The sequence below is a fragment of the Pristimantibacillus sp. PTI5 genome (assembly GCF_048572955.1).
In the GTDB taxonomy this organism is placed as follows: domain Bacteria; phylum Bacillota; class Bacilli; order Paenibacillales; family Paenibacillaceae; genus Pristimantibacillus.
The window spans coordinates 2,345,275-2,369,438 of record NZ_CP183886.1 but is presented as its reverse complement, the minus strand read 5'-3'; the positions used below and the strand labels follow the sequence as shown (position 1 = coordinate 2,369,438).

Here is a 24,164-nt window from a genome sequence, read left to right as displayed (position 1 = left end):
CCGTTACTTACTGAAAGAAAGAGCATGTTCCGAATGGAGGCAGGCTCTTTTTTGCGTATCATGATTACTAGATTCATATTAAAATATGTCTTGGGAGGTGTGTTTGCTTGGTTGATATCGAAAAGAACATTAAACATAACGAATATGCCTCACTCGAAGGCATGTTATTCAAGCTTCGGGAAGTTGAACATATCAAGAGCCATTCGAGTGAATGGAAATTAAGGCTTCAGTTTGTCCAGACACACATGATTTTTGTAGCGTCAAGCGGTCGAGGATGGCTCACTATTGATGGGCAATTCACCGAGATGCGACAAGGCAGCGTTTATGTTTGTACGCCTGGTCAGCTCATCGAAGCAGCCGCGCACTCTTTCGATGAACGCGGGTTTTATCATATGCGATTTGATATTATTGAGGATGACGGATCGTCAATCGATTCGATGCAGGTTATTAAGCGGAATAGCACTTTCCCGGTTAAGGGGGAAGTTATCGTCTCGTCTCTGGTTTCCGTTAACGCTTTGTGCAAATCCATTTGCCAATGTTTGCAGGACGAGGATCGATTAAAACGATTCCGCGGTCAAATCCTCTTTCAAGAAGTGCTGCATACCATCCTACAGGATGCTCTTCTTGTACAAGGAAACGATTCGGAAGCGGCGCTGGAATACGTAAAAGGCTATATCGAACAGCATTATCAGCAAGAACTTACGATTGATCATTTGGCGAAGGTGGCGGGGATTAGTACCCGTCATTTTATGCGGTTATTTAAAAAAAGATATGGTTGCAGCGCGATCGACTATTTGGCAATCTATCGGATTAAAGAGGCACAGCAGCTGATGAGGACGAGCGGGCAAAATCGTCTTCGGGATATTGCGCGGCATGTAGGTTACCATGACGATATTTATTTTCGGCGCAAATTCAAACAGGTATCGGGTATGCCTCCAGCGGCATTTATGAAGATCAGCAGGAAAAAAATAGTCGCTTACCATTTTCCTAACATTGGACAACTGATTACGCTTCAAATAAATCCGTTTGCAGCACCAGCCGATCATCCCTGGACTGATTATTACAAGCGAAAGTATCAAATGGATTCCGTGCTCCCGCTAAGTTCAAATCAATCGATAAAGAGAGAAGAAATTCGGCTTGCCGAGCCTGACTTCATTATAGGTATCGACATTCTAGTACCTGCCGGGGAACAGGCCATGCTCCAGGAAATCGCACCTGCGTTTTTTGTACCTTGGTTGGAGAACGATTGGCGTACGCATTTGCGTTTGATTGCACAGTTTCTGGATAAGTCAACAGCATCGGAAGTCTGGCTTGAAAAGTATGATAGAAAGGCTCTTTTTGTTAGAGAGCAGATAAAACATGCTTTCAAGGATGAAAGTCTTCTCATTCTAAGAATTACAGGTGATCGCCTTCACGTATTGGGCAACAGGAGTATAGGTACGGTTTTTTATGACGATTTGCATGTTGTGCCCGCGCGTGGCGTCGATCGGATAAATCCGGATCAGCAGGTGACATCGGATCAACTGGCGGATTTTGATGCGGATCGGTTTTTGCTCATCGTGGACGAGGACGCACTATCGCAATCAACTTGGAGAACTCTCATGAACTCTGAGCTATGGCGCGGTCTGAAAGCCGTCAAGAACAGCCGTGTGGATTTCCTCCCATCGTATCCATGGGTGGAATATACGGCATTCACCCATGATCTTATGCTGGATGAAGCGCTGAAGCTTTGGCGTAATCGTGCATAAAAAAATGTCGTTATCGTCGATATTCTAAAATTGAAAATTCATCTATACTCCTCCTATGTGATAATGATAATCAATTTTAATAAGCGATTATCATTTATAATTTAGATTTTTAGGAGGATCACCGAAGAATGATGCGTAATGGAAGATTGTTTGCGGGATTAATTATCGCATGGTTAGTCATGTTAAGTACTGCTTGTGCAGCCGATAATACCGAGTCGAATAAGAACAGTACTGCTGCTGGGAATTCTGGTAAGACGAATGCAGGAGTATCCGATAAAATGCGTGTGATAACAAGCTTGAAAGGAGACATCAGCATTCCAACTGCGCCCCAAAGGGTCATTGGGCTTTCTGTCGTCTACCCTGAGTTTTTATATGCGCTTGGCGTTACGCCTATTGCGGTGCAAAACTATCATCAGGATTTCCCATCCTATCTCAAAGAACCGTTTAAAGATACATTGAAGATGGGGATTGCGCAAACGCCTAATTTTGAAGCCATTCTAACCTCAGAGCCGGATTTAATTATTGCTCCGACTTGGTGGTCCGATAAGGATTACGATCAGCTGTCCAAAATCGCACCAACCGTGCTATTGCCGCAGCGTGATAATTGGCGGGATGAATTGCGGGATATTGGCGAGGTTCTCGGTAAGAAAGACCAGGCAGAAACGGTTATTCAGGATTTAGAAGCGAAAAAAGAAGAAGCCAAGAAGAAGCTCGACACCCTTGTTGGAGACGAGACAGTCATGTATATGATGATTATGGCAAAAGAAATCGTTATTTACGGTGAAAATATCGATAGAGGGAATTTCATCCATCAGCAATTAGGCTTGAAACCGGTCAAAGAGTTTCCTCAGACCGAGGCAAGCCTTTCCATATCGTTGGAAAAAATACCGGAATATAATCCTGACCATATCATCCTGCAGCTAGATGATGAGTCTAGCGAAGAAGTCCAGAGCAGGTATAAACAAATGATGGATAGTTCATTGTGGAAAAATATGACGGCAGTAAAGAAAAATCAGGTTTACATCATGGGAGGCAAGGAATGGTTTAGCCTGGGCATGTCTCCTTTGGCAGATAGGTATGCCATTGATGAAGTCGTTCATGCTTTTGAGAATAAACAAAAATAAGGGGAGGGTATACAGTGGGCGCGGTTGACTTTCGACAGCTGGAAGAGAAGTTTTTCCTGACTTTGTACGAGCCGGAAAACACCGTGCTTACGATGCCTGCTTCTGATCTAATAATAGAAGAAGATATGATGCGATTGATCGACACGTACGGACTGCTTATTAAAACAGAAGAACGATCCGCAGCGGCAGCGTTTTTTATGAGTTGGTATGCGGGAATATGCAGTGCGATGCAGCACATGCTGTTTCGCGGTGATGAATTGCTTCTGGATTTATCATTATCTAATGTAACCGTTCAATTATATGCAGGTGACCACTATCCCCTTTTTTCATTTAAAATCAATGAACAGCGTTTCAGGAAAATTCCTATAACGGGCGGCGACGCTTGGCGCAAGAAGACGCTCGATTCATTTTACAGGGAAAACATAACGCCCTTGATCGTAACATTATCCCGACTAGTCCAAATGAGTGCCATTCCCTTATGGGGACAAATTGTTAATGCGTTGTATAGTCAAATGGAAGAAGAGTTGGGCGATGCTTCGGATGAGAAGAGCAGGAAGATGATCGTTTATCCATTTCAAATGTTGAAATGGGGAATCGATGCCAGCGCGTTCGGACTCCGTAAAAATCCATTTGATATTAAACTTCGATACATTGAACATCCGACTATCCCTGAGAAAAAAATACGATTGAAAACAGCTTGCTGCCTTGCCTATCGCTTGAATACGGAATTTGATTATTGTTATGAATGTCCGCGATTAAATGAAAAGGATCGTGCATTAAAGAGAGCGAATGGCCACTGTTGAGGCGGCACCCAAATGGAGGGTGCCGCCTTCAGCGTTTTATAAGCAAATCGTCACCAACGACAGCCATTAAGCTTAAGCCGCCAGCCTCACCCAAAATACCAGCTAGTGAAATGACACTAATCCCCTTAATCGCGAGGATGGATTTTGCAAAGGGAATGCGTTCTAATACGGTTGAAATCTCCTTCTCCACAACCTCTAGCTGTTCGCAAGCAAGGTCGTACTCGGCGAGCAATTGTTTCAAGTGGAGCTTGTAGTAATGCGTAGCTGACGGAGATCCTACAGAATGGTTGGCCAGCTCGATGAGTGTTTTTGCTTTTCTAGCACCGCAGTGCCGTTTCATGATGGTTTTCCATCCCTGAATCAGGTTCTGAGGCTGCAGCTTACTAAGCTCATACCCTGATTCTTATCTCGCCCTCCAACCAATCAAAATGGCTAAAAGCCTTGATACAAAAGCATTCTTCTGTTTTCTCGCAGTGTTTTTTGCAAGATCTTTTCCCCGATTTATTTTCCTAATAAGAAGTAATGAATACCATTAATCAGCGGCTGTTCTCAGGCAAAATAACTAAATTCGAGGGAAGTACATATACATAATAAGTAGGGACGGTTTAGCGCTGCCTACTCAGAAATAATGGTAATGAGGTTGTCCAGTAGTCATCTATGATGATGAAAGGCAACTTTTTTTATTTAAAAAATGTCGAAATAACACTATTCAAGTTGTCGCAATATTGTTAGTCGCCTTCCAAGTACTGCAATAAGATGGAGAAAGGGAATGAAGGCTAATCGAAAGGGGTAATAACATGCTGAAGACATCTTTTAATGACAAATGGAGCTTCTCCAAAGGTGCGGGAGGATTGTCTCTTTCGAGATCGGCGCCGGAAGTGGAGATCACGCTGCCTCATGATGCCATGATTTTGGAACAAAGAGATCCGGACTGCATCAATCAGAATAATACAGGGTTCTTCCCGGGCGGCAATTATACGTATAAGAAAAAATGGTTTGCGCCAAAGGAATACGAAAATAAAAACATCGTCCTCGAATTCGAAGGCGTTTATATGAATGCCATGGTCTATATTAACGGAGATTTTGCCGGGAAATGTCCGTACGGCTACAGTAACTTCTACGTGAAAGCCAACCGTTTTTTGAAATGGGATACGGACAATGAAATCAAAGTACTTGTGAAAAATGGCGCGGAGTCCAGTTCGAGATGGTATACGGGAAGCGGAATATACCGTAACGTCAATCTCTTGATTGGTGATCTGCTTCACATCAAGGAAGATGGCGTCAAGATTACTACACCTGATATCTCGGCAGAACAGGCCATTGTAGAGGTAAGTACCTTCGTTCAATACGATGGGATCGTAACACAAAAAGCATATGTTTTGACAGAGATACAGGATGAAAATGGAAACCTCATTGCGTCGGACAAGACGCCTGTAACGGTGTTTTCTAGAGAGCCAGTGACAATCAGACAACGGCTTTATGTACAGGAGCCAAAGTTATGGTCGGTCGAAGTGCCGAACCTCTATGTCTGTTATTCCAAGCTCCTTGTTGACGGCAAAGTAATAGACGAGGAGAGGAATCATTTTGGTATTCGAAGCCTGAGTTTAAATACGCGGCACGGGCTAAGAATAAATGGCGAAGTTATTAAACTAAGAGGCGCTTGCGTGCATCATGATAATGGCGTCATCGGTGCCTGTACGTTGGAGCGTGCGGAGGAGAGACGTGTAGAAATCCTGAAAGAAGCTGGATTCAATGCCATCCGAAGCGCCCATCAACCTATATCCAAGGCTATGCTGGATGCCTGCGACAGGATTGGTATGCTGGTGATGGATGAGACCTTCGATACGTGGGATTCTTGCAAAACGGATTACGACTATGGCTTGTTTTTCGAGGAGTGGTGGGAAAAAGACTTGCAGGCGATGGTCGAGAAGGATTTCAATCATCCAAGCGTCATCATGTACAGCATCGGCAATGAAATTCCGTCCGTCGCAACGGGCAACGGTGCCAGCCTGAACCGTCAAATGGCCGAAAAGCTCCGTTCTTTGGATAACACAAGGTTTATAACCACTTCGGTTAACGGGTGGTTATGTATTATGGATCGGCTTGGAGAAGTGATGGCGAGCTTCGCAGGTGAAGGAAATAAAGGAGCATCGGCCCCTGCCGAACAGTTGGATTCGAATGAGATTAATACGGTTATGTCGACGCTGCTGGGCAAGATGAATCAAATTGTAAGGCATGAAATCGTAGGCGAAGTAACGGAAGAAGCGTTTGCGGCTGTCGATGTTGCAGGATATAACTACATGAATGGCAGATATGAGATGGATAAGGAGCTGTACCCGAACCGAGTCATATGTGGTACAGAGACAATGCCTAATGATATTGATATCAACTGGAGATTAACGAAGGCTAATAGCCATATTATCGGAGACTTCACGTGGACAGGCTGGGATTACCTTGGCGAAGCTGGTATTGGTAAGATCGACTATACGTTAGATGAGAGCAAAGCGATCTACGGTCCGTATCCATGGTATGTCGCTTATTGCGGAGATATAGACATTACAGGTAATCGCAGACCGGCATCCTTCTATCGTGAAATCGTTTGGGGCCTTAGGAAAGAGCCTTATATCGCTGTCCAAAGACCACAGCATTATAATAAGAAATTTATGAAGTCGGCTTGGTCATGGAGCGATTCGATCTCCAGCTGGACATGGCCGGGGTCGGAAGACAGCGCTGTTAAGGTTGAAGTATATTCGGATGCCGAAGAGGTGGAGCTGCTGCTAAACGGCAAATCCATCGGCATAGCACCTGCGGGCGAGGCGAATCGCTTCAAAGCGATATTTGATACGGTTTATCAACCGGGTGAGCTTACAGCTGTTGCTTACGTCAATGGAGAAGAAACAGGGCGTATGGTGCTGACGACGGCCGGAAAAGGACTCCAGCTGAAGCTGGAAAATGATCATGAGGAGCTGCAAAGCTCAGGAGCGGATTTGGCTTATATTATGATCGCCTTAACGGATGAGAACGGAATTCTGCAGACGGCGGCAGACAGAAAAGTATCGGTTACCGTTGAAGGAGCTGGAACGCTGCAGGGGTTCGGAAGCGCGGATCCGAAGAGCCTGGAAAATTTCTGTGATGCGGAAAGAACAACGTTCGACGGCAAGGTACTCGCGGTTGTCCGCTCCAAATCAGAAGCAGGGGCAATAACGGTGACTGCGTCAGCAGAAGGCTGTGCCACGCAAAGCATAACGATACAGGTCTTGTAAATCAACCAGGAGGTACATTGTGAAAGAACGTGATGCTTTGCAAACAAACGCCCCGCTCTATGACGGGACGCAAGACCCTCAGTTCCAGCAGCCCTATGTGGATATCGATGAATGGCGGGATCAGCCAGTGCGACATCGGTATCTCCACGGCGGGTTCGAGGGTACTAACACCAAGTTTTCATTTTATTACCCTCCTGAAGAGGGTTATGAGAGAAGATTCTTTCATTTTGTCTCGCCTGTTCAGGGCAGCGAAAACGCAAATCAAGGCAACGATGGCGCAATTGGCTTTGCTGTTTCCAGCGGTGCTTATTTTGTCGAATCCAACATGGGAGGAATGTCTCCTGACTTTACGCTTGTTTATCGTGCAAATGCCGCTGTGGCACAATATTCACGAGTAAAAGCAGCCGAGTTATATGGACCACATCGCCCATATGGTTATGTATTTGGTGGAAGCGGCGGGGGGTACAAAACGATTAGCTGTATTGAAAGTACAAAAGGCGTGTGGGACGGTGCGGTGCCATTCGTAATCGGAACGCCAATGGCCATGCCTAATGTTTTTTCGGTACGTGTGCATGCCATGCGAATCCTTAAGGAAAAGTTCCCTTCCATTATTGACGCTCTTGAGCCAGGCGGCAGTGGAGATATGTATGCCGGATTGAATGAGGAAGAAAGACAAGCGCTTGAAGAAGTAACCCGAATGGGGTTCCCGCCGAGAAGCTGGTTTGCCTATAACGAGATAGGTGATGGTGCATTATCAGTTCTTTCTCCCGCCGTGTTCCAGAGTGACCCCTCCTATTTTGAGGATTTCTGGACAGTTCCCGGTTACCTTGGCGCGAAGCTTGGCAGCTCGGCTATCAGGGCACGTGTTCAGTTTAAGACTGTCGTCTCAGAGGTTATTAGAGCTGACAAGGATGACGACTTAAGTGTGGATAGATCGAAGTTGATGGGTGTTGATGAGGCATGGAAATCGCTTCAGGATGGAACGAATTCCGCTCCGTCATTTCGGTTAGAGAGCGTACCTAACGGGGAGTTGTACATGGATGGGGCCTATATCGTCTTTACAAGCGGTGAGGCTGCTGGACAGAAGGTTCCTCTTGGGCAGATCAACGGTAATGTTGTCACGGTTGGATCTGCTTTCGGATTTCACGAGTCGGCTCCATATCTGGATCGAATCAAGCCAGGAGACGAGATTATGCTCGACAACTCGGACTACATTGCTCTACAGACGTATCACCGACATCAGGTACCAACTCCTGATTATTATGTATGGGACCAGTATCGGGATGAAGACGGTCAGCCGCTGTATCCACAGCGCCCGTTTCTCCTTGGGCCAGCCATTGCCTACGGCGGAGCAGGTTCTGTCCAAAGCGGGCGATTTGACGGAAAGATGATTGTCGTGGAGGCGTTGATGGACGAAAGCGCATTCCCATGGCAGGCCGACTGGTATCGAACCAAAGTGAAAGAAGCGTTGGGAGATAAGCTGGATGACCATTTCCGACTTTGGTATATCGATCACGCCTTACATGCTGAATCCAGTTCGAATAATGAGCTTGATGAACTGCACATTGTCGGTTATATCGGTGCGTTGCACCAGGCGCTTCTTGATCTGAGCGCCTGGGTAGAACAAGGCATCATCCCTCCTGCCAGCACCAACTATGAGGTTGACAACGGTCAGGTCATCGTTCCGCAGGGAGCAGCCGAGCGGCAAGGCATTCAGCCGGTCGTAACCGTGAAAGCAAACGGCGGCCAGCGTGCCGATGTTACGGTGGGCGAAGCAGTCTCCTTCTCGGGGAACATCGAAATACCGCCTAATACAGGCAGAATTGTTTCGGCAGAGTGGGATTTCGAAGGGGGTGCTACTTATCCTATCGACGCAACTTTTAACCGCATGAACGAAGACGGCTCGCAGGTTGTCGTCGAGGTGTCGTATGCGTTCTCCAAGCCCGGTACCTACTTCCCGGTGCTGCGGGCAGCGTCCAACAGAGAAGGTAATAGCAATGACAAGTACACCCAAGTTCTGAATCTTTGCCGTGTGCGGGTCGTGGTAACTTAGAGTGTCCTTGCTCTTAAACAAAGTTAATTAGCTTCAGGGTCAACCGGATTTACACGGTTGGCCTTTCTTGTAGGCTTCTATTTGGAGGTTAATCAAAGAAAACCTAAAGAAATCGTAGTTTTTTATCATCTATTAGTGAATTTTATAACGGTATACTCTGAAATAGAAAGCGCGCGCGTGCCTTCAAATAAACATTTATGAAGTAAAGGGGAGGGTCAACAATGCAATTTTCTAAGAAATTAAGCATTCTTCTACTCACTATAATTTGCTTTGCGGGACGCCCGGATCTCAAGAGAGGTTGGCAGAATTAGAAAAAATCCGATATTACGATCGAGGGTTGGACGAATACTGGGAAAAAGGGAACGGCGGAAAGATCCATTTAACGGTCAAGGCGCCGGAGAGAATAAAGGTTGTGTCCTAGGTTTAAATAGGTATACTAGGAAGAGGTTGTCCAAGTCATAAAAAATGACGAAGGGCAGCCTTTATTTTATATCCATCTGCAATAAAATATAAAGTCGAGATATCGCTATTCACGATGTCGTGATTTTGTTAGTTGGCAACCTATACGGTAGATATAATGAAATTGTAAGCACATACATTCCTATGGGGGGATCACATGAAAAGGAAGTTGAAAGTTGTTACGTTATTGCTTGCTATATCGCTCGTCACAACATTGGTAGCCGCATGCTCAAGCAACAACAAAAACAACAGTAATCCATCTAATGAAAAGAATGCAGGACAAGCAAGCGAGAATACAGGAGAGTCTGCTCTGGACCCTTACGAAATCACGATGGCTTTGCCTATATTTGGCGCTGAGCCGAAGGATATGGTAGAGATAGAAGCAGCAATTAATAAAATTACGCAATCGAAAATGAATGCCACCGTCGATATTCTTCCGATCAGTGTTGGCGCTTATGGACAGCAAATGAACCTCATGTTTTCCGGTGGAGAGAAGTTAGACCTTGCCTTTACATTCGGGGCTGGAGGAATGTATAACGCGGCTGCAGGATCTGGAAAATTGTTTCAAATTGATGACCTTTTAAAGGAACATGGACAAGGCATCATTCAAGCTGTCGGTGAAGATTATGTAAACGTACCCAAAATTAACGGGAAGCTATACGGAGTTCCGTATGTCGATGCTTACGCCAAAGGTACTGACTACTATCTTCGTAAAGACCTAGTCGATAAGCATCAGATTGACGTTGCTTCGATTAAAACCTTAGATGACGTTGAGAACGTATTGAAGGCGATTAAGGAGAAGGAGCCAAACATCATTCCTCTTGGCGTAGCCCCAGGTCTTGGTCCTGTCACTTCTTTTGCAACTTATGATGGATTGGGAGACAGACTTGGCGTACTTCCGGGTTATGACAATGGTATGAAAATCGTTAATTTGTTTGAGACTCAGGATTATGCTGACCAATTGAGCCGTGTACACAAATGGTTTAAAGAAGGTTATATCAACAAAGATGCGGCAACGACAACAGTGCTTCCAAATGCACAAATCAAGGCTGGCCGTACATTCAGCGCAATCTATCCTAGCTCTCCGGGGCAAAAAGAGGGTATAGAGCTTGAAGTTGGTTATGAATTAGTAAGAGTTGAATTGCTTCCTCCTCACGCAACGACTGCAAACGTAATGACTGGTTTATGGACGATTGCCCAACACTCAGAAAATCCGGAGCGAGCGATGATGTTCCTAAATCTTATGTATTCCGATAAGGACATCGCCAATTTTCTCGTATGGGGCATTGAAGGTAAACACTATGTCAAGATATCGGAGACAGCAGTTGATTATCCGGAAGGTTTGGATATCAACTCGGTAGGATACAACATGAGGACCTTCGATTGGGTTATGGGAAATAAAACCCTTACGTACCTTGCGAAGTTGGATAACCCAAAATTGCGGGAGTTAGAGAAGGAGTTTATGGCACAGAGTATCCCTTCAAAAGCAATCGGCTTCTTATTCGATGAGGGCCCTGTCAAGAATGAAGGTGTTGCCTTGAAAAATGTAATCGAACAATATGCACAAAGTTTGGAAACCGGTACGGTGGATCCAGAGAAAAGGCTTAAGGAATTTAACGACAAATTGAAAGCGGCAGGCCTTGATAAGTATATCGCAGAGAAGCAGAAGCAGCTTGATGCTTGGGCTGCAGCCAATCAATAGAGTAGTGAAATGCATGTTGGGGCAGGATCTAAATGGTCCTGCCTTTTTAATAAAGGAAGGAGTTCATTATGCAAACGACGATTAAACCGGGACAGGTATGGCTGGATACGGCAGGTAATCGCATTCAGGCTCACGGAGGTTCCATCTTCTACGAGAACGACACCTTCTATTGGTATGGAGAGAACAAAGAGAAAACGACACCAGGCAGTGGTATATGGCACTGGGGTGTACTGTGTTATTCTTCCAGGGATCTATACAATTGGAAAAATGAGGGCAACATCCTCCCTCCCGTGGAGGACGATGAGACGTCGTCTCTTCATCCGTCTAGCCATATGGACAGACCTCATATTATTTTCAACAAGGACACTGGGAAATATGTATGCTGGCTGAAAATCATGGAAAAGGATCATACTCAGACGTTAACTATCCTGACCGCTGATCAATTGTTGGGACCTTATACGATTGTAAAAACCAAATACCGTCCCTTAAATATGAGTGCCGGTGACTTTGATTTAGTTATTGCAGAGGATGGCAAGGCCTATTATTATTTCGAACGGGTTCATTGTGAGCTCATATGTGCGGACTTGACGTCTGACTATACAGATGTAACAGGATATTACTCCACTCATTTTCCGAATATCCATCCACCTCTCGTCCGTGAAGCGCCAGCCCATTTCCAACGTAAAGGCCTGCAATATTTGGTGACATCAGGAACGACAGGCTATTATCCGAATCCGTCGGAAGTGGCATGCGCGAAAACTTACCACGGTCCGTTCGAAATCTTAGGTAACCCACATGTGAATGATCCCACAAATACGTCCTATCGCTCACAGATTTCATCGGTATTTAAACATCCGTACAAAAAAGATCTCTATATCGCTTTGGGAGATCGTTGGATTACCGATGAAGCGGCTTTTATTCCTTACGAAGACATTAAGAATGGATTTGATCTTATGTACAATCCTAATCGAGCGGGCGAGCCTTTCCCAGTAACAGAGAGAAGGCAGCCTTACAATGCGGAAGATAACACGTATAAGGCTGATTATGTATGGCTGCCATTCCGCTTTGACGGAAAAATCGCTTATCTGGATTGGAAAGATGAATGGCGAATTGAAGATTACGAATAAGAAGCGAAGGCCAACTGGATTTCACGGTTGGCCTTTCTTCTAGGCAAAATGTCGAAATAGAGCTAATTAAGTTGTCGACATAATGTTAGTTGCCCTTCATGTATTTCAATAAGATGAGAGTAGGGAATGTATCTTTACACGAAGAGGAGAGATGTAACATGGCAGTAAAACTATCTGAAGTTTTAAATGGTCAAGAAGATAATTATATTCTGCCCTTCTTCTGGCAGCATGGAGAAGAAGAGCACGTTCTCCGGGAAGAGATGGCTCGAATTTCTGAATCGGGTATTCGGGCGGTTTGCGTGGAATCGAGACCGCATCCGGAGTTCCTTGGGCCGAAATGGTGGAAGGATATAGACGTTATATTGGATGAGGCAAAAGCACGCGGCATGCGGGTATGGATTCTTGATGATGATCACTTCCCAACCGGTCATGCAGCAGGCCGAGTGAAAGAGGCACCCCCTGAGCTTCGCCGTCTCTTCTTATCAGAAAGCCACGTCGATGCTATCGGACCACGTCATCACTCGTCGTTTATCGTTTCCGCTTTACCATATGCACCGGGTTACAGCAATGGAGGCACGTTGTTCGCTGTCGTTGCGATTAGACGCGATCCAGTAACGGGCGAATTGACGGAAGAATCCTTTGATTTGACGAACTTGGTCGAGAACGGAATGTTATATTGGAACGTTCCGGAAGGGTACTGGAGAATCTTCTCGTTGATTGAAAGCGAACACGGCGGCGACCCGCAGAAGAAGGATTATGTCAATCTGCTTGTTGCTGAATCCGTCCGCATCCTGATCGATACGGTACATGAGTCCTTTTATTCGCGATACAAGGAAGATTTCGGTGGGACGTTGGCTGGCTTTTTCTCCGATGAACCAGGGTTCTATAACGATAAAGAAACGTGGGACTTTAACTCCAAGCCGGGCAAAAAGGGAGTTTCGCTGCCATGGAGCAAAGAAATGTTCAGTCTGATGAATCAGGAGTTCGGTTTCGATTACGTGAAATATTTGCCCCTTCTTTGGCATGAGGGTGGCGAGAGTATGTCACGAATGCGGTATACCTACATGAATCTGGTAAGCAAGCTTTATGCGAAAAACTTCACCGAACAGATTGGCGATTGGTGCCGGGAGCGCGGGGTCGAGTATATCGGTCATGTACTGGAAGACAGTAATGTTCACGCTCGGCTCGGCAGCGGTGCGGGGCACTTTTATCGGGCGCTTGGTGGACAAGATATGTCAGGATTGGATGTCGTGCTGTGGCAGCTAAGGCCCGGATTTGATGATATACCAGCACGAGGTTTTGTAGGGGAAGGGGACTCGGAGTTTTTCAACTTCGGCATGGCCAAGATGGCAGTATCGCTAGCTCACCTGGATCCAAAGAAGAAGGGGAGAACGATGGCCGAGGTGTTCGGTGCTTACGGCTGGGCGGAAGGGCTGAAGCTTATGAAATGGCTGACCGACCACATGCTCGTTCGCGGTGTGAATTACTTCGTTCCACACGCCTTCTCGCCCAAAGAGTACCCGGACAGAGATTGTCCGCCGCATCTGTATGCCAGAGGGAAGAACCCCCAATTCCGGTATTACAAATATTTAAATGATTATACGAACCGACTGAGTCATCTATTGTCGGGCGGCACGCATGTTGCGACCGCAGCCGTTCTTTACCATGCGGAAGCGGAATGGTCGGGGGACTATATGTATTTTCACAAGCCTGTGAAAGAGCTGATGAGGAATCAGATCGATTGCGATGTTCTACCTTGTGATACGATCGTTAACGAGGTTAGTGTACGGGACGGAAAGCTCATCATGCAGGAAGAAACCTTTGAGTGCCTGATTGTTCCGTACAGCGAAGCACTGCCGGCAAATGTGTTGACTCGCATGGTTAGTATGGCAGAGCAAGGGCTGCCTATCTTCTTCATTAACGATCTTCCACGCCGATCGAGCGAGGGAAGTCTAAGCCCGGATCAGCTAGACCTCCTTGCAACAATTGAGAAGGTAGAGGTAGTTCCCCTCGAGGAGCTCGCGGAGAGACTAAAGAAATCCGGCTATTACGATGTACAGGTTAAGGACAGCGAACCGTTTTTGCGCTCCTATCACATGAGACATTCAGACATGGACGTATTCATGCTCTTTAATGAGCATCCGAACCGTGAGATCGATACGGAAGTTCATCTTCCGGTATCGGGGCGCGTGCAATATTACGATGCCTATGCTAATAAGCTCTTGGAATCGGACAGTGTGAAAGAAGAGGCTGGAACGAGATTAAGGCTCAAACTGGCAGCATCCGACACGATGGTTGTGATTGCCGGAGCAGCGCTTGGTGAAGCAGAAGCAGCAGAGCAGACGGCAAACGAGAAGCTAATCATGTCTATTCATGGTCCTTGGTCGGTCTCAACGTCAATCTCCGAGCAATATCCGGTATTTACCCCTTGGCGAGAGGTGGAGACGGTCACTGATTTAAGCAAGCCTGGACTGTTGCCTTCATTCTCCGGCACGTTTCGTTATGAAGCAAATTTGAAGTGGTCGCCAGCATCCGGGAATCGCGCCGTGATTGATCTTGGCGAAGCCTTCGAAACGGCCGAGGTGTTCCTTAACGGGGTATCAGCAGGTACTCGTATTGCTGCTCCTTATCGGTTTGACATAAGTGAGTTGATCCGGGAAGGCAACAATACGCTTTCTATTGAAGTGACGAATACGCTAGTTAAGGAGATACCGGATTTCTTCTCGCGTTTGGGTCAACTGGAACCAAGCGGTTTGTTAGGTCCTGTACGAGTATTTGGTGCTTAAAAGCGGAAGAAACGAAAGCGCCACAATCGATGTGGCGCTTTCGTCTGTTCCGGCTTAATAGATGTCGATAATTCACTATTGAGAAAGTCGACATACTGTTAGTTACACATCTGATTGTCCTTTATGATGAGAATATAACCATAAGATAAGGACAAGGAAGGGATTCGCATATGGAACAAATCGCAACGGCTGCCGTCCCGCAGGACACTCAGAAAAAGAAGAAAAAGAATATTAATTACCGGAAGTATTCACCGCTACTGATTATGATGATTCCTGGTCTTCTTTACCTGTTAATCAATAACTACCTGCCTATGCTGGGGATCGTTATTGCCTTCAAAGACGTCAATTTCGCCAAGGGCATTCTACAAAGCGATTGGATCGGTCTCGCTAATTTCGAGTACCTCTTCAAGACTTCGGATGCGTTCATTATCACGCGGAACACCATCCTCTATAATGTCGTGTTTATTGCGCTCGGAATGGTTCTGTCGCTGGCCTGCGCAATTCTGTTGAACGAAATCAAAAACAAAGTATTGTTGAAAACGTTCCAAAGCCTCATTACGTTGCCGCATCTGATTTCAATGGTTATTGTGAGCTATCTGGTATATGCCTTGCTTAGCGCGGATACGGGGTTCATGAATAAAACGGTTCTTCCGTGGTTTGGCATTGAAGATGGGGTCTTGTGGTACAGTGAGTCGAAGTATTGGCCCGTCATTCTGACACTCGTTAATATCTGGAAGGGTGTTGGATACTCCAGCATCGTCTTCTTCGCCGCATTGCTCGGTATTGACGAAGAGTATTATGAGGCAGCAAGGCTCGATGGTGCAAGCCGAGTACAGCAAATTTCACGTATTACGTTGCCCATGCTGACTCCTATCATCATTATGCTAACACTGCTTAACGTCGGTCGGATTTTCTACTCCGACTTCGGTTTATTCTATCAAGTACCATTGAATTCCGGCGCGCTGTTCGACACGACAGCCACGATAGATACCTACGTATTTAGGGGGTTAACGGGAAATGGTGATATTGGAATGTCTACGGCTGCGGGCGTTTATCAGTCCATCGTCGGATTCGTTCTTGTTATACTGGCCAACTATTCCGTAAGACTCTACAACAAAGATAACGCATTGTTCTAAGGAGGTGGCACATATGAAAACGGAAAGCAGAGCTTTAACATGTTTTAGTCATATCGCAATGTTCTTATTTGCCGCAGTATGCATCATCCCGTTCGTTCTACTCATATCGGCATCCCTGACGGATCAGGATGCCATTATCGCAAACGGTTACTCGTTCATCCCTAAAGAATTCAGTACAGATGCGTATACCTACCTGCTGGAAAGAGGATCGGATATTGCACGTGCTTACGGTGTTACCGTATTTATAACCGTTGTGGGAACAGTACTTGGCCTGACGATTATATCTCTTCTGGCGTATCCGCTAGCAAGGAGTGAAACACCGCATCGGAATATGATTATGTTTATCGTCTTTTTCACGATGTTGTTCCATGGCGGTCTTGTACCGACATATCTAGTGTATACGCAGCTTTTCGACATCAAGAACACGATTTGGGCGCTAATCGTTCCGGGGCTGCTTATGAACGGATTTTACGTTATGCTAATGCGAACGTTCTTTCAAACTACGATCCCGCCAGCTTTGATCGAGTCCGCGCAGTTGGACGGAGCGGGGGAGTACCGGACCTTCTGGTCGATCGTTCTCCCGCTGTCGACGCCAGTCGTTGCAACGATTGGTTTGTTCACAACGATTATGTACTGGAATGATTGGCAGAATGGCATGGTGTATATTACGAAGCCTGAATACTTCAGCATTCAGAATTTGCTTAACCGTATTATGCAGGACGTTCAGTTTATCAGTACGAATATGAGCTCATCCGCAGGGGAAGCCCTGCAGCAAATGCCTACTGACTCGGTAAAGATGGCCATCGCGGTGATTGGGGTACTACCCATTCTGGTTGCTTACCCGTTCTTCCAAAAGTACTTCATTAAGGGGATCATGATCGGGGCCGTGAAAGGCTGATCATAACCTGATATAAGTCCGATACGCCATGACTGGAATCTTTCCAGTTGTGGCGTTTGGTTTTTCTTGCTTGTATGATGGAATATAGAGCGATCACGACAAGGAGCTGTACGACATGATTCTATATAAATGGCGTTTAACTATAAATTCATTGCGAGTGAAATTAGCCGTAAGCGTGCTCATTATGACGCTGCCGCTTGTCGGTATGCTAATCTATAACAACTTCTATGCCATTCATGTCGTCCGCGGTCAAGTTGCCGATTCGTACAAGGATATGTTAAGCCTCTATATGAATCAAATCGATGTTAGCTTGAACGATGTAGATTCGTATATGAATACGATAGCGTTCGGAAATGACTTGTTGTCGATTGGCCAATCTGTGACGGATGATGAATATTATACGGCGAAAATCCACATGTATAAATCTCTTTCCAAAGACATTGCTTTGTATCGTTCAGTGAACTCGTTTTTTGTGTATGAGGAAGAACGAAAAGAGTATATGGATATTCCGAACACAGTGTATTTTTCACCCGAGGAGAAATCGAGCATTCAAAATTATATCATCGAATTGATTCAACATCAGTCAATTGTCAAAGGAAGCATCTCAAAAAGATGGCAATACCATAAGATCGGACAACAACATTACCTGGTTGACATCGTCCAAGCAGGGGATGCATATCTAGGCGCATGGATTAGTACGGACCAACTGTTGGCACCGCTCCGATCTCTGAAGATGGGAAGGGAAGGCGAGATTCTATTTGCCAATGATCAGGGTGAGCCGATCACGAATACAACCATCGTACAAGATCATGGCATTGAGCTGCAGCAGAACTTGGCAGATTATTATTTGTCTGGTGAGGATAAGAAGTTTCTCGTTGTAGGCGAACATTCCAATAGGGGGAACTTCAATTTGATCACCCTTATTCCGGATAATAATATCTTGGCTAACCTTCCATATCTTCAAAGGATCATATGGATTATTACGATCGGATCGATGTTCTTTATCCCGATTGGTCTCTATTTGATGAGGCGTTCATTCTTAACCCCTATAAACCGAATGCTGCTTGCCATGAAGAAAGTTCGCGGGGGCAATTGGAGCGCACAGGTCGATATGCAGAAGTCGTCAGATGAATTTATGATGCTCGGTGATTCATTCAACGCTATGATGACCGAGATCCAGACACTACGAATCAACGTCTTCGAAGAACAATTAAATAAGCAAAGAGAAGAACTGCAACGTTTGCAGTCGCAAGTCAATCCTCACTTCTTCCTTAACGCCTTGAACATTGTTTTTAATCTAGCCAAGGTGAAGAACTTTGCATTAATTATGGAAATGACGGAGGCTTTGATTCACTATTTCCGTTTCTTGTTCCGAAGCACGACTTCTTTCGTGGAACTTAGGGATGAGCTTGAACATACCCGGAACTATCTGAATATCCAGACCTTGCGTTTCCCTGGTCAACTGAACTGGGTCATCGATGCCCCCGATTATTTAATGGACACGCCCGTACCGCCTCTCATCGTTCAGTCGTTTGTCGAGAACTCCATTAAGCATGCTATTACGATGGATGATGAGCCTATCGACATTGCTGTGCGGATCAAGTTCTTTGACGAGGAGAGCGGTTCGAGGATGAAAATTGAGATTAAAGATACAGGGTGCGGTTTCAGTGTTCGGGTGCTTGAGGAATTACAGGCAGGTAGAAGCATCCAGAACGATCAAGGCGAGCATACAGGTATTTGGAACGTTCAGCGCCGATTAAGCTTGTTATATGATGAGACCATATCCGTTCAATACTTTAACGATAAGGAAACCGGCGGCGCGGTAGTGGAGATGATTCTTCCTACCAATCCGAAGATGGAGGAAATGACATGACCTATCAAATGCTCCTTGTTGACGATGAAGTTCATGCCATCGAAGGCGTAAAATCAGATCTCGATCTGAACAAGCTGGCAATATCGGGATTGTTTACGGCCAATAGTATGAAGAAAGCGATGGATATCTTCGAGCGGGAGAACATCGATATTATGATCTGTGATATTGAAATGCCAAAGGGCAGCGGCCTGGAGCTGTTAGCGTGGGTGCGGGAGCATCATCCAAATACGGAAACAATCTTTCTGACCAGTCATTCCAACTTCAAATATGCGAAGGAGGCGCTGCAGCTCGGGAGTCTTGATTATTTGCTGAAGCCGGTTCGTGCGGCCGATTTGGAGCAAGCGATTCGTAAAGCCCAAAGCGTGATCGATCGGAACACGGAGATTAGCAGGAATAGCGTTTCTCATCAGTTATGGATGAAACATCATTCTCTGATCATTCAGCACTTCTGGCTTAATTTGATTAATCACTCAACAATGATTCACCCGGCTGCAGTCCGTGAGCAGATTGAGCGTCACCATATTCCGATTTCGGAGCAATCTTTGTTTCTCCCAATCTTAATTAGCGTTCAGAGATGGAACAAAACGCTAAGGCGCAGCGATGAGAAGATTCTGGAGTACGCGATTAAAAATACGGCTGAAGAAATCATCGCTAGCCATCATGCGAACGGCATATGTATTCATCTTGACCGTGGTATGCTTCTCGTCATCGTTTCTGCCGATGGTGAGAGCGATCAAATCAACGAAGCTTGTCGTCAGTTTATTGATGCTAGCAACCGCTATTTCTATTGTGATTTATCTTGCTATTGCGGTCGCCCCGTCCAAGTCCACGAGATGGCGAATATGGTGGCCGACTTAAGGGCGCAGGACCGGAATAACGTTGCTTCCGTTAACCGGGTTCACTCCTATCAGCACGTCCAAAAGGTAGATCAGTCTATTGCATGGTCTGACTGGAACGTATTGTCTTCCCTTCTTAAGACAGGTAACAAGGAATCTGTTATTCATGGCGTTGAAGCGTTTCTTGATGACCTTGTAAGGAATCAAGGGCTAGATGCTAATTTTCTGCATCAATTTAACCAGAACTTTATACAGGAGCTCTATTCTTACTTAAACAGTAGGGGGGTTCACGCCCATCAACTATTTGGAGATGAACAATCGAGAGGAGTATCCGAAGCAGCTGGACGCACCGTCAAGGATATGTTGGTTTGGGTTCATCATGCCGTCAACAAGGCGATGATTCAAGCGGAAGCGGCGAATGAGACGGAATCCGTCGTTGAGTCCGTTAAGAGATATATCGCTCTTCATATTGACCAAGATCTGTCCCGGGAAACGGTCGCCGAACAGGTGTATCTGCATCCCGACCATCTGACAAGATTATTTAAGAAGGAAACAGGGCATACGATTACCGACTATGTATTATTGGAAAGAATCAAATTGGCGAAGGAAATGCTAACTCAAACAAACGTTCCAATCAGTGCGATATCATCATCCGTTGGATATTCGAATTTCTCCCATTTTACAAAAGTATTCAAGAAATATGCCCTAATGGGACCAACGGAGTACCGAAGTCAATTCCGAGAACATCCTTCTAAAAGTTAAATGTCTTTATACGGAAGAAGTCGCATAATTGCGGCTTTTTTGTTTTTTTATATGTTCTTATCAAAATAATGGCTAAGAATATATTTCGTAATCCATACAAGACATTACTTGTAACGTTGATTATGGTTAAGATTTAACGACATTTAGGGTGTCAAGGTTGATTTTGAAATGTCGAAATATAACTATTCAAGTTGTCGACATACTGTTAGATGATTTGTATGCATTGAAATAAAATTAGGATAGAACGTTCCCTCAACACACTTATAGGAGGAAGATACACAAATGACCATGCAAATCGGCTTACAACTAATTACAGTAAAAAATACTTTCGCTAAGAATAGACTTAAAACATTAAAGGAAATCGCTAAAATCGGGTATCAATATATTGAACTCCCTATTGAAAAAAACCAGCCCGGGGCCTTTAACATAGACGAGATGCCTGCGAATAACTTGAATAATATGTTAAAGGAATCTGGACTTCGTGTATTAGGGACACATATTTCAATTGATAATGATTCGGATATTGCTGCTCTAATTGCCTATAATCAAGAAATAGAATCAACGAGAGTTGTTGTACCTATGACGCTTTTTAAAAATAAAGAAGATGTTCTTTCTTTTAGTCAAAGATTAAACAGCTATGGTAAACAATTCAAGGAAAACGGAATTCAATTATATTACCATAACCACTTTCAGGAATTTCAGCGTTTCGATAATGAATTCGTATTGGACGTAATCCTTGCAAGTACGAATCCAGAATATGTGAAAATAGAATTGGACACCTACTGGGCGGTTAGGGCTGGTGTCGATATTCTCTCATATATTCAGAAGCTTGGTGATCGCTGTGGACTGATCCATCAAAAAGACATGCCTGCAAGCATGGCCCCGGTAAATATTTTCGAGTCGATTAATCCAAACAAAGAGATCGATATGACTGACTTCTATCCTTTATTCACCGAGGATAGCTTCTCGGAGATTGGGCAAGGCGTGATGGATATCCAGGGAATCGTGAAAGCGGCGGAACGATGGACGAAAACCGAATTCGTAATTGTAGAACAAGATGTAACGGCTAGGAGTGAGCTGGAAAGCATCACAATCAGTTATAAAGCACTTGCGAAAATAATGGACATTCCTCCAATCACACCAAAACCATTACATGTCGGAATTGTAGGAACAGGGGAAATTGCGCAAGTCGTGCATCTGCCTTTGCTTGCTGCCATGTCTGATAAATATAAAATTGCAGCCCTATGCGATGTTTCGCAGCATTCACTGCAGTTTAACGGCGAAAAGTATAATGTCACGAACCTCTATACAGACGTAAAGGAAATGGTCAAACAAGAGGATCTCAATGTCATATTTATCCTAAACAGTGATGAATATCATGCAGAGGCTGCCATAGAGGCAGCAAACGCAGGAAAACATGTGCTCATTGAGAAGCCAATGGCTCTCACTCTCTCAGATGCAGACGCGATTATTGAAGCAGAGGCCCGGAATGATGTGAAAATAATGGTTGGCTATATGAGAAGATACGCTCCCGCGCTTGAAGCTGCAGTGAAGGAGATTGGCGGATTAGACAGTATTAATTACGTACGGGTACGAGCTATCGTCGGTCCGAATCCCTATTTCGTGAGGCAGTCCGGAACTTATCCGAAAAAATTCAGCGACTTCCCAGAATCGGCGAATGAAGACAGGAATGCACGATCAGCGAAACAAGTAGAAGAAGCCGTCGGTGAAAAGGATCAAGTGAAGGCCGTCCTATATCGTATGTTGACCGGACTGAGCTCACACGATCTGTCTGCCATGAGAGAAGCGATCGGGATGCCGCTTGCAGTTGCCGGAGTCACATTAGGATTAAATTCATTTTTCATGAATGTTCTCTTTAATTATGATGGCTTCAATGTGAGCTTTGAAACCGGGATGGATCAACAGGGGAGATTCGATGCTCATATTGAAGTATATGGATCGAACAAAAGTGTGCGCGTGCAATACGATTCACCGTATATTCTAGGGCTTCCGGTTAAGCTCATCATAACGGAGACGGAAGGTGATAGCTTCAAGGAAACGGTCAATTATTGTGCTTATAAGAGCCCGTACATCTATGAGCTCGAATCATTCTACGAGGCAATAACAGACCATAAACCAATAAAGACTACACCAGAGGATTACAGGGAAGACTTGGAACTGTTTAAGATGGTAGTTGACCGCTACCAACCTTTCCAAGCTCCAGCTGGAGCACGCAAGAAGAAAAGAGGACGTAAAATCGTAATTTCAGATGAAACGAAAGTTGGGGAACTGCTCTCCATTGATGAAGCATGTATCGTGCTAGAAAAGCATCGTCCAGGGTTCACTACAAATCCCATGGTAGGAATGGCAAAAGGATTTACAATCAAGGAGATTGCTGGGTTCCCGCAGACGGATATGACTGGAGAGGAAGCAACCGCTATAATGGCGGATTTAATTGCATTAAATTGATAGGCCTTCTTCAGCTCCAGTTGACCATAAAGTTGGCTGTCCTAAAGTCATCAGACTTTTGGACGGCCTCTATTTATTTTCTGTAAGTAAGTAGAGATAACAAAGGACGTTATGCAAAAAGAAAAATTATGGGACGGTGAAAAGAGTGAAGAAAATTATAGCAGGCTTCATCGGTCCTCTTCTGGGCAAGGAGGTAGTTCAAGGGCAATTGCGGATATCGGTTCGCACTGGTGTGACACAACCAGAGCCATGGAGAAAGTCTACCCTTTAGCAAAATAATTTTACCACTGAGCCGACAGACTTTCAGGATACACTCCTGATATTCGTTAGGCTCTTTTCTCGCTTTTCCCCCCCAGGGTCATCAAGCGAACGCTCCATATCCATTGCTGTATAATCTGCATAATATGCAATATTACTCAAAGAGCAACATTGCACAATGGGCAACGAAATGCTAAAGTATTCCCTATGAAGAGATGATGATCTAAAGCTTATGTATTGAGGTGACATAAAAGGATGAATAAACAAAGCTTACGAGATATGAAGCGGGAGGCGACCGCGCATGCCTTGGCCGGAGCTGCATTCGAGCTTGCGCGTGAACGGGGCTTGGACGGCTTTGTTATCGACGACGTGGTGCAGCGCGCGAATTACTCCAGAAGAACATTCGCGAACCATTTCTCCTGTAAAGAGGAAGCTGTGGCGATGGCGGCACTAACCTTTAACGGTATCGATGACGCCAATGATTTGCAATTGGCTGACAGCTCTAACCCGCTTGATACCCTGCAGCTATGGATGAAAATGCAGCTTACTGCCGATGTCCTATGGAAAATGCGTGAGCTCGTGTCGTTATCTAAGCGGCATCCGACGCTGGAGCCGTATATCCTCAGCATTTTCCATCGATTGCAAAACGCAGCCGAGGAGGCTTTGAGCAACTTTTTTCATGACCGTTATTCCGAGGGCTACACCCATCTTCTTGCCGGCGCGGTTTTCGGGGCAATACTGCCAATCGTCGATGGAAGCCTAAATGTGCTGCTGCCGGGTGATTCAACTGCCGAAGCCCCTGGGGCTACAACATTCGATCAATATTTGGAGACGACATTCGGTTACTTGCGAAACGGCTTCTAGTTT

The 24,164-nt window shown here is 45.2% G+C and carries 15 protein-coding genes; 14 read left to right on the top strand and 1 reads right to left on the bottom strand.

Features of this window, described 5'->3' with window-relative positions; all coding sequences use genetic code 11:
- Nucleotides 1-107: 107 nt before the first annotated feature.
- From ACN6MW_RS10545 to ACN6MW_RS10535, 3 genes are all read left to right on the top strand, one after another.
- Nucleotides 108-1,748 carry a helix-turn-helix domain-containing protein gene (locus tag ACN6MW_RS10545; RefSeq protein ID WP_419875422.1) on the top strand — a complete coding sequence of 547 codons (1,641 nt, stop codon included), beginning with the start codon at nt 108-110 and terminating at the stop codon, nt 1,746-1,748.
- A gap of 128 nt (nt 1,749-1,876) precedes the next feature.
- Entirely contained in the window at nt 1,877-2,872 is a 996-nt protein-coding gene (locus ACN6MW_RS10540) for an ABC transporter substrate-binding protein (protein ID WP_419875421.1), read from the top strand.
- Between the two features lie 14 nt (nt 2,873-2,886).
- Nucleotides 2,887-3,675 (top strand): hypothetical protein, encoded by a 789-nt coding sequence (locus tag ACN6MW_RS10535; protein ID WP_419875420.1) that lies wholly within the window; start codon nt 2,887-2,889, stop codon nt 3,673-3,675.
- A 28-nt stretch (nt 3,676-3,703) separates the two neighbouring features.
- Here ACN6MW_RS10535 and ACN6MW_RS10530 read toward each other — a convergent pair whose 3' ends face one another.
- Nucleotides 3,704-4,015: a hypothetical protein gene (locus tag ACN6MW_RS10530; RefSeq protein ID WP_419875419.1), complete on the bottom strand. Its 312-nt coding sequence runs from the start codon at nt 4,013-4,015 to the stop codon at nt 3,704-3,706.
- A gap of 457 nt (nt 4,016-4,472) precedes the next feature.
- Between ACN6MW_RS10530 and ACN6MW_RS10525 the strand changes: the two genes are divergently transcribed.
- From ACN6MW_RS10525 to ACN6MW_RS10475, 11 genes are all read left to right on the top strand, one after another.
- A complete protein-coding gene (locus tag ACN6MW_RS10525) occupies nt 4,473-6,938 on the top strand; it encodes a glycoside hydrolase family 2 TIM barrel-domain containing protein (protein ID WP_419875418.1) in 2,466 nt (821 codons plus the stop codon).
- Nucleotides 6,939-6,975: 37 nt separating this feature from the next.
- A complete protein-coding gene (locus ACN6MW_RS10520) occupies nt 6,976-8,991 on the top strand; it encodes a hypothetical protein (RefSeq protein WP_419875417.1) in 2,016 nt (671 codons plus the stop codon).
- A 616-nt stretch (nt 8,992-9,607) separates the two neighbouring features.
- On the top strand, nt 9,608-11,152 hold the full coding sequence (locus tag ACN6MW_RS10515; protein WP_419875416.1) for an ABC transporter substrate-binding protein: 1,545 nt from the start codon (nt 9,608-9,610) through the stop codon (nt 11,150-11,152).
- 68 nt (nt 11,153-11,220) lie between these two features.
- Nucleotides 11,221-12,279 (top strand): family 43 glycosylhydrolase, encoded by a 1,059-nt coding sequence (locus ACN6MW_RS10510; RefSeq protein ID WP_419875415.1) that lies wholly within the window; start codon nt 11,221-11,223, stop codon nt 12,277-12,279.
- 158 nt (nt 12,280-12,437) lie between these two features.
- Complete coding sequence (locus tag ACN6MW_RS10505; RefSeq protein WP_419875414.1) at nt 12,438-15,065, top strand: glycosylhydrolase-like jelly roll fold domain-containing protein; 2,628 nt, start codon at nt 12,438-12,440, stop codon at nt 15,063-15,065.
- 170 nt (nt 15,066-15,235) lie between these two features.
- On the top strand, nt 15,236-16,201 hold the full coding sequence (locus ACN6MW_RS10500; protein WP_419875413.1) for an ABC transporter permease: 966 nt from the start codon (nt 15,236-15,238) through the stop codon (nt 16,199-16,201).
- A gap of 13 nt (nt 16,202-16,214) precedes the next feature.
- Entirely contained in the window at nt 16,215-17,099 is an 885-nt protein-coding gene (locus ACN6MW_RS10495; protein ID WP_419875412.1) for a carbohydrate ABC transporter permease, read from the top strand.
- A gap of 115 nt (nt 17,100-17,214) precedes the next feature.
- Nucleotides 17,215-18,972: a sensor histidine kinase gene (locus ACN6MW_RS10490; protein WP_419875411.1), complete on the top strand. Its 1,758-nt coding sequence runs from the start codon at nt 17,215-17,217 to the stop codon at nt 18,970-18,972.
- Entirely contained in the window at nt 18,969-20,570 is a 1,602-nt protein-coding gene (locus ACN6MW_RS10485; protein WP_419875410.1) for a response regulator, read from the top strand. The genes ACN6MW_RS10490 and ACN6MW_RS10485 overlap by 4 nt, the downstream gene beginning before the upstream one ends.
- Nucleotides 20,571-20,852: 282 nt before the next feature.
- A complete protein-coding gene (locus ACN6MW_RS10480; protein WP_419875409.1) occupies nt 20,853-23,039 on the top strand; it encodes a Gfo/Idh/MocA family oxidoreductase in 2,187 nt (728 codons plus the stop codon).
- A 513-nt stretch (nt 23,040-23,552) separates the two neighbouring features.
- Nucleotides 23,553-24,161, top strand: coding sequence for a TetR/AcrR family transcriptional regulator (locus ACN6MW_RS10475; RefSeq protein WP_419875408.1), 609 nt, complete (start codon nt 23,553-23,555; stop codon nt 24,159-24,161).
- Nucleotides 24,162-24,164: the final 3 nt, after the last annotated feature.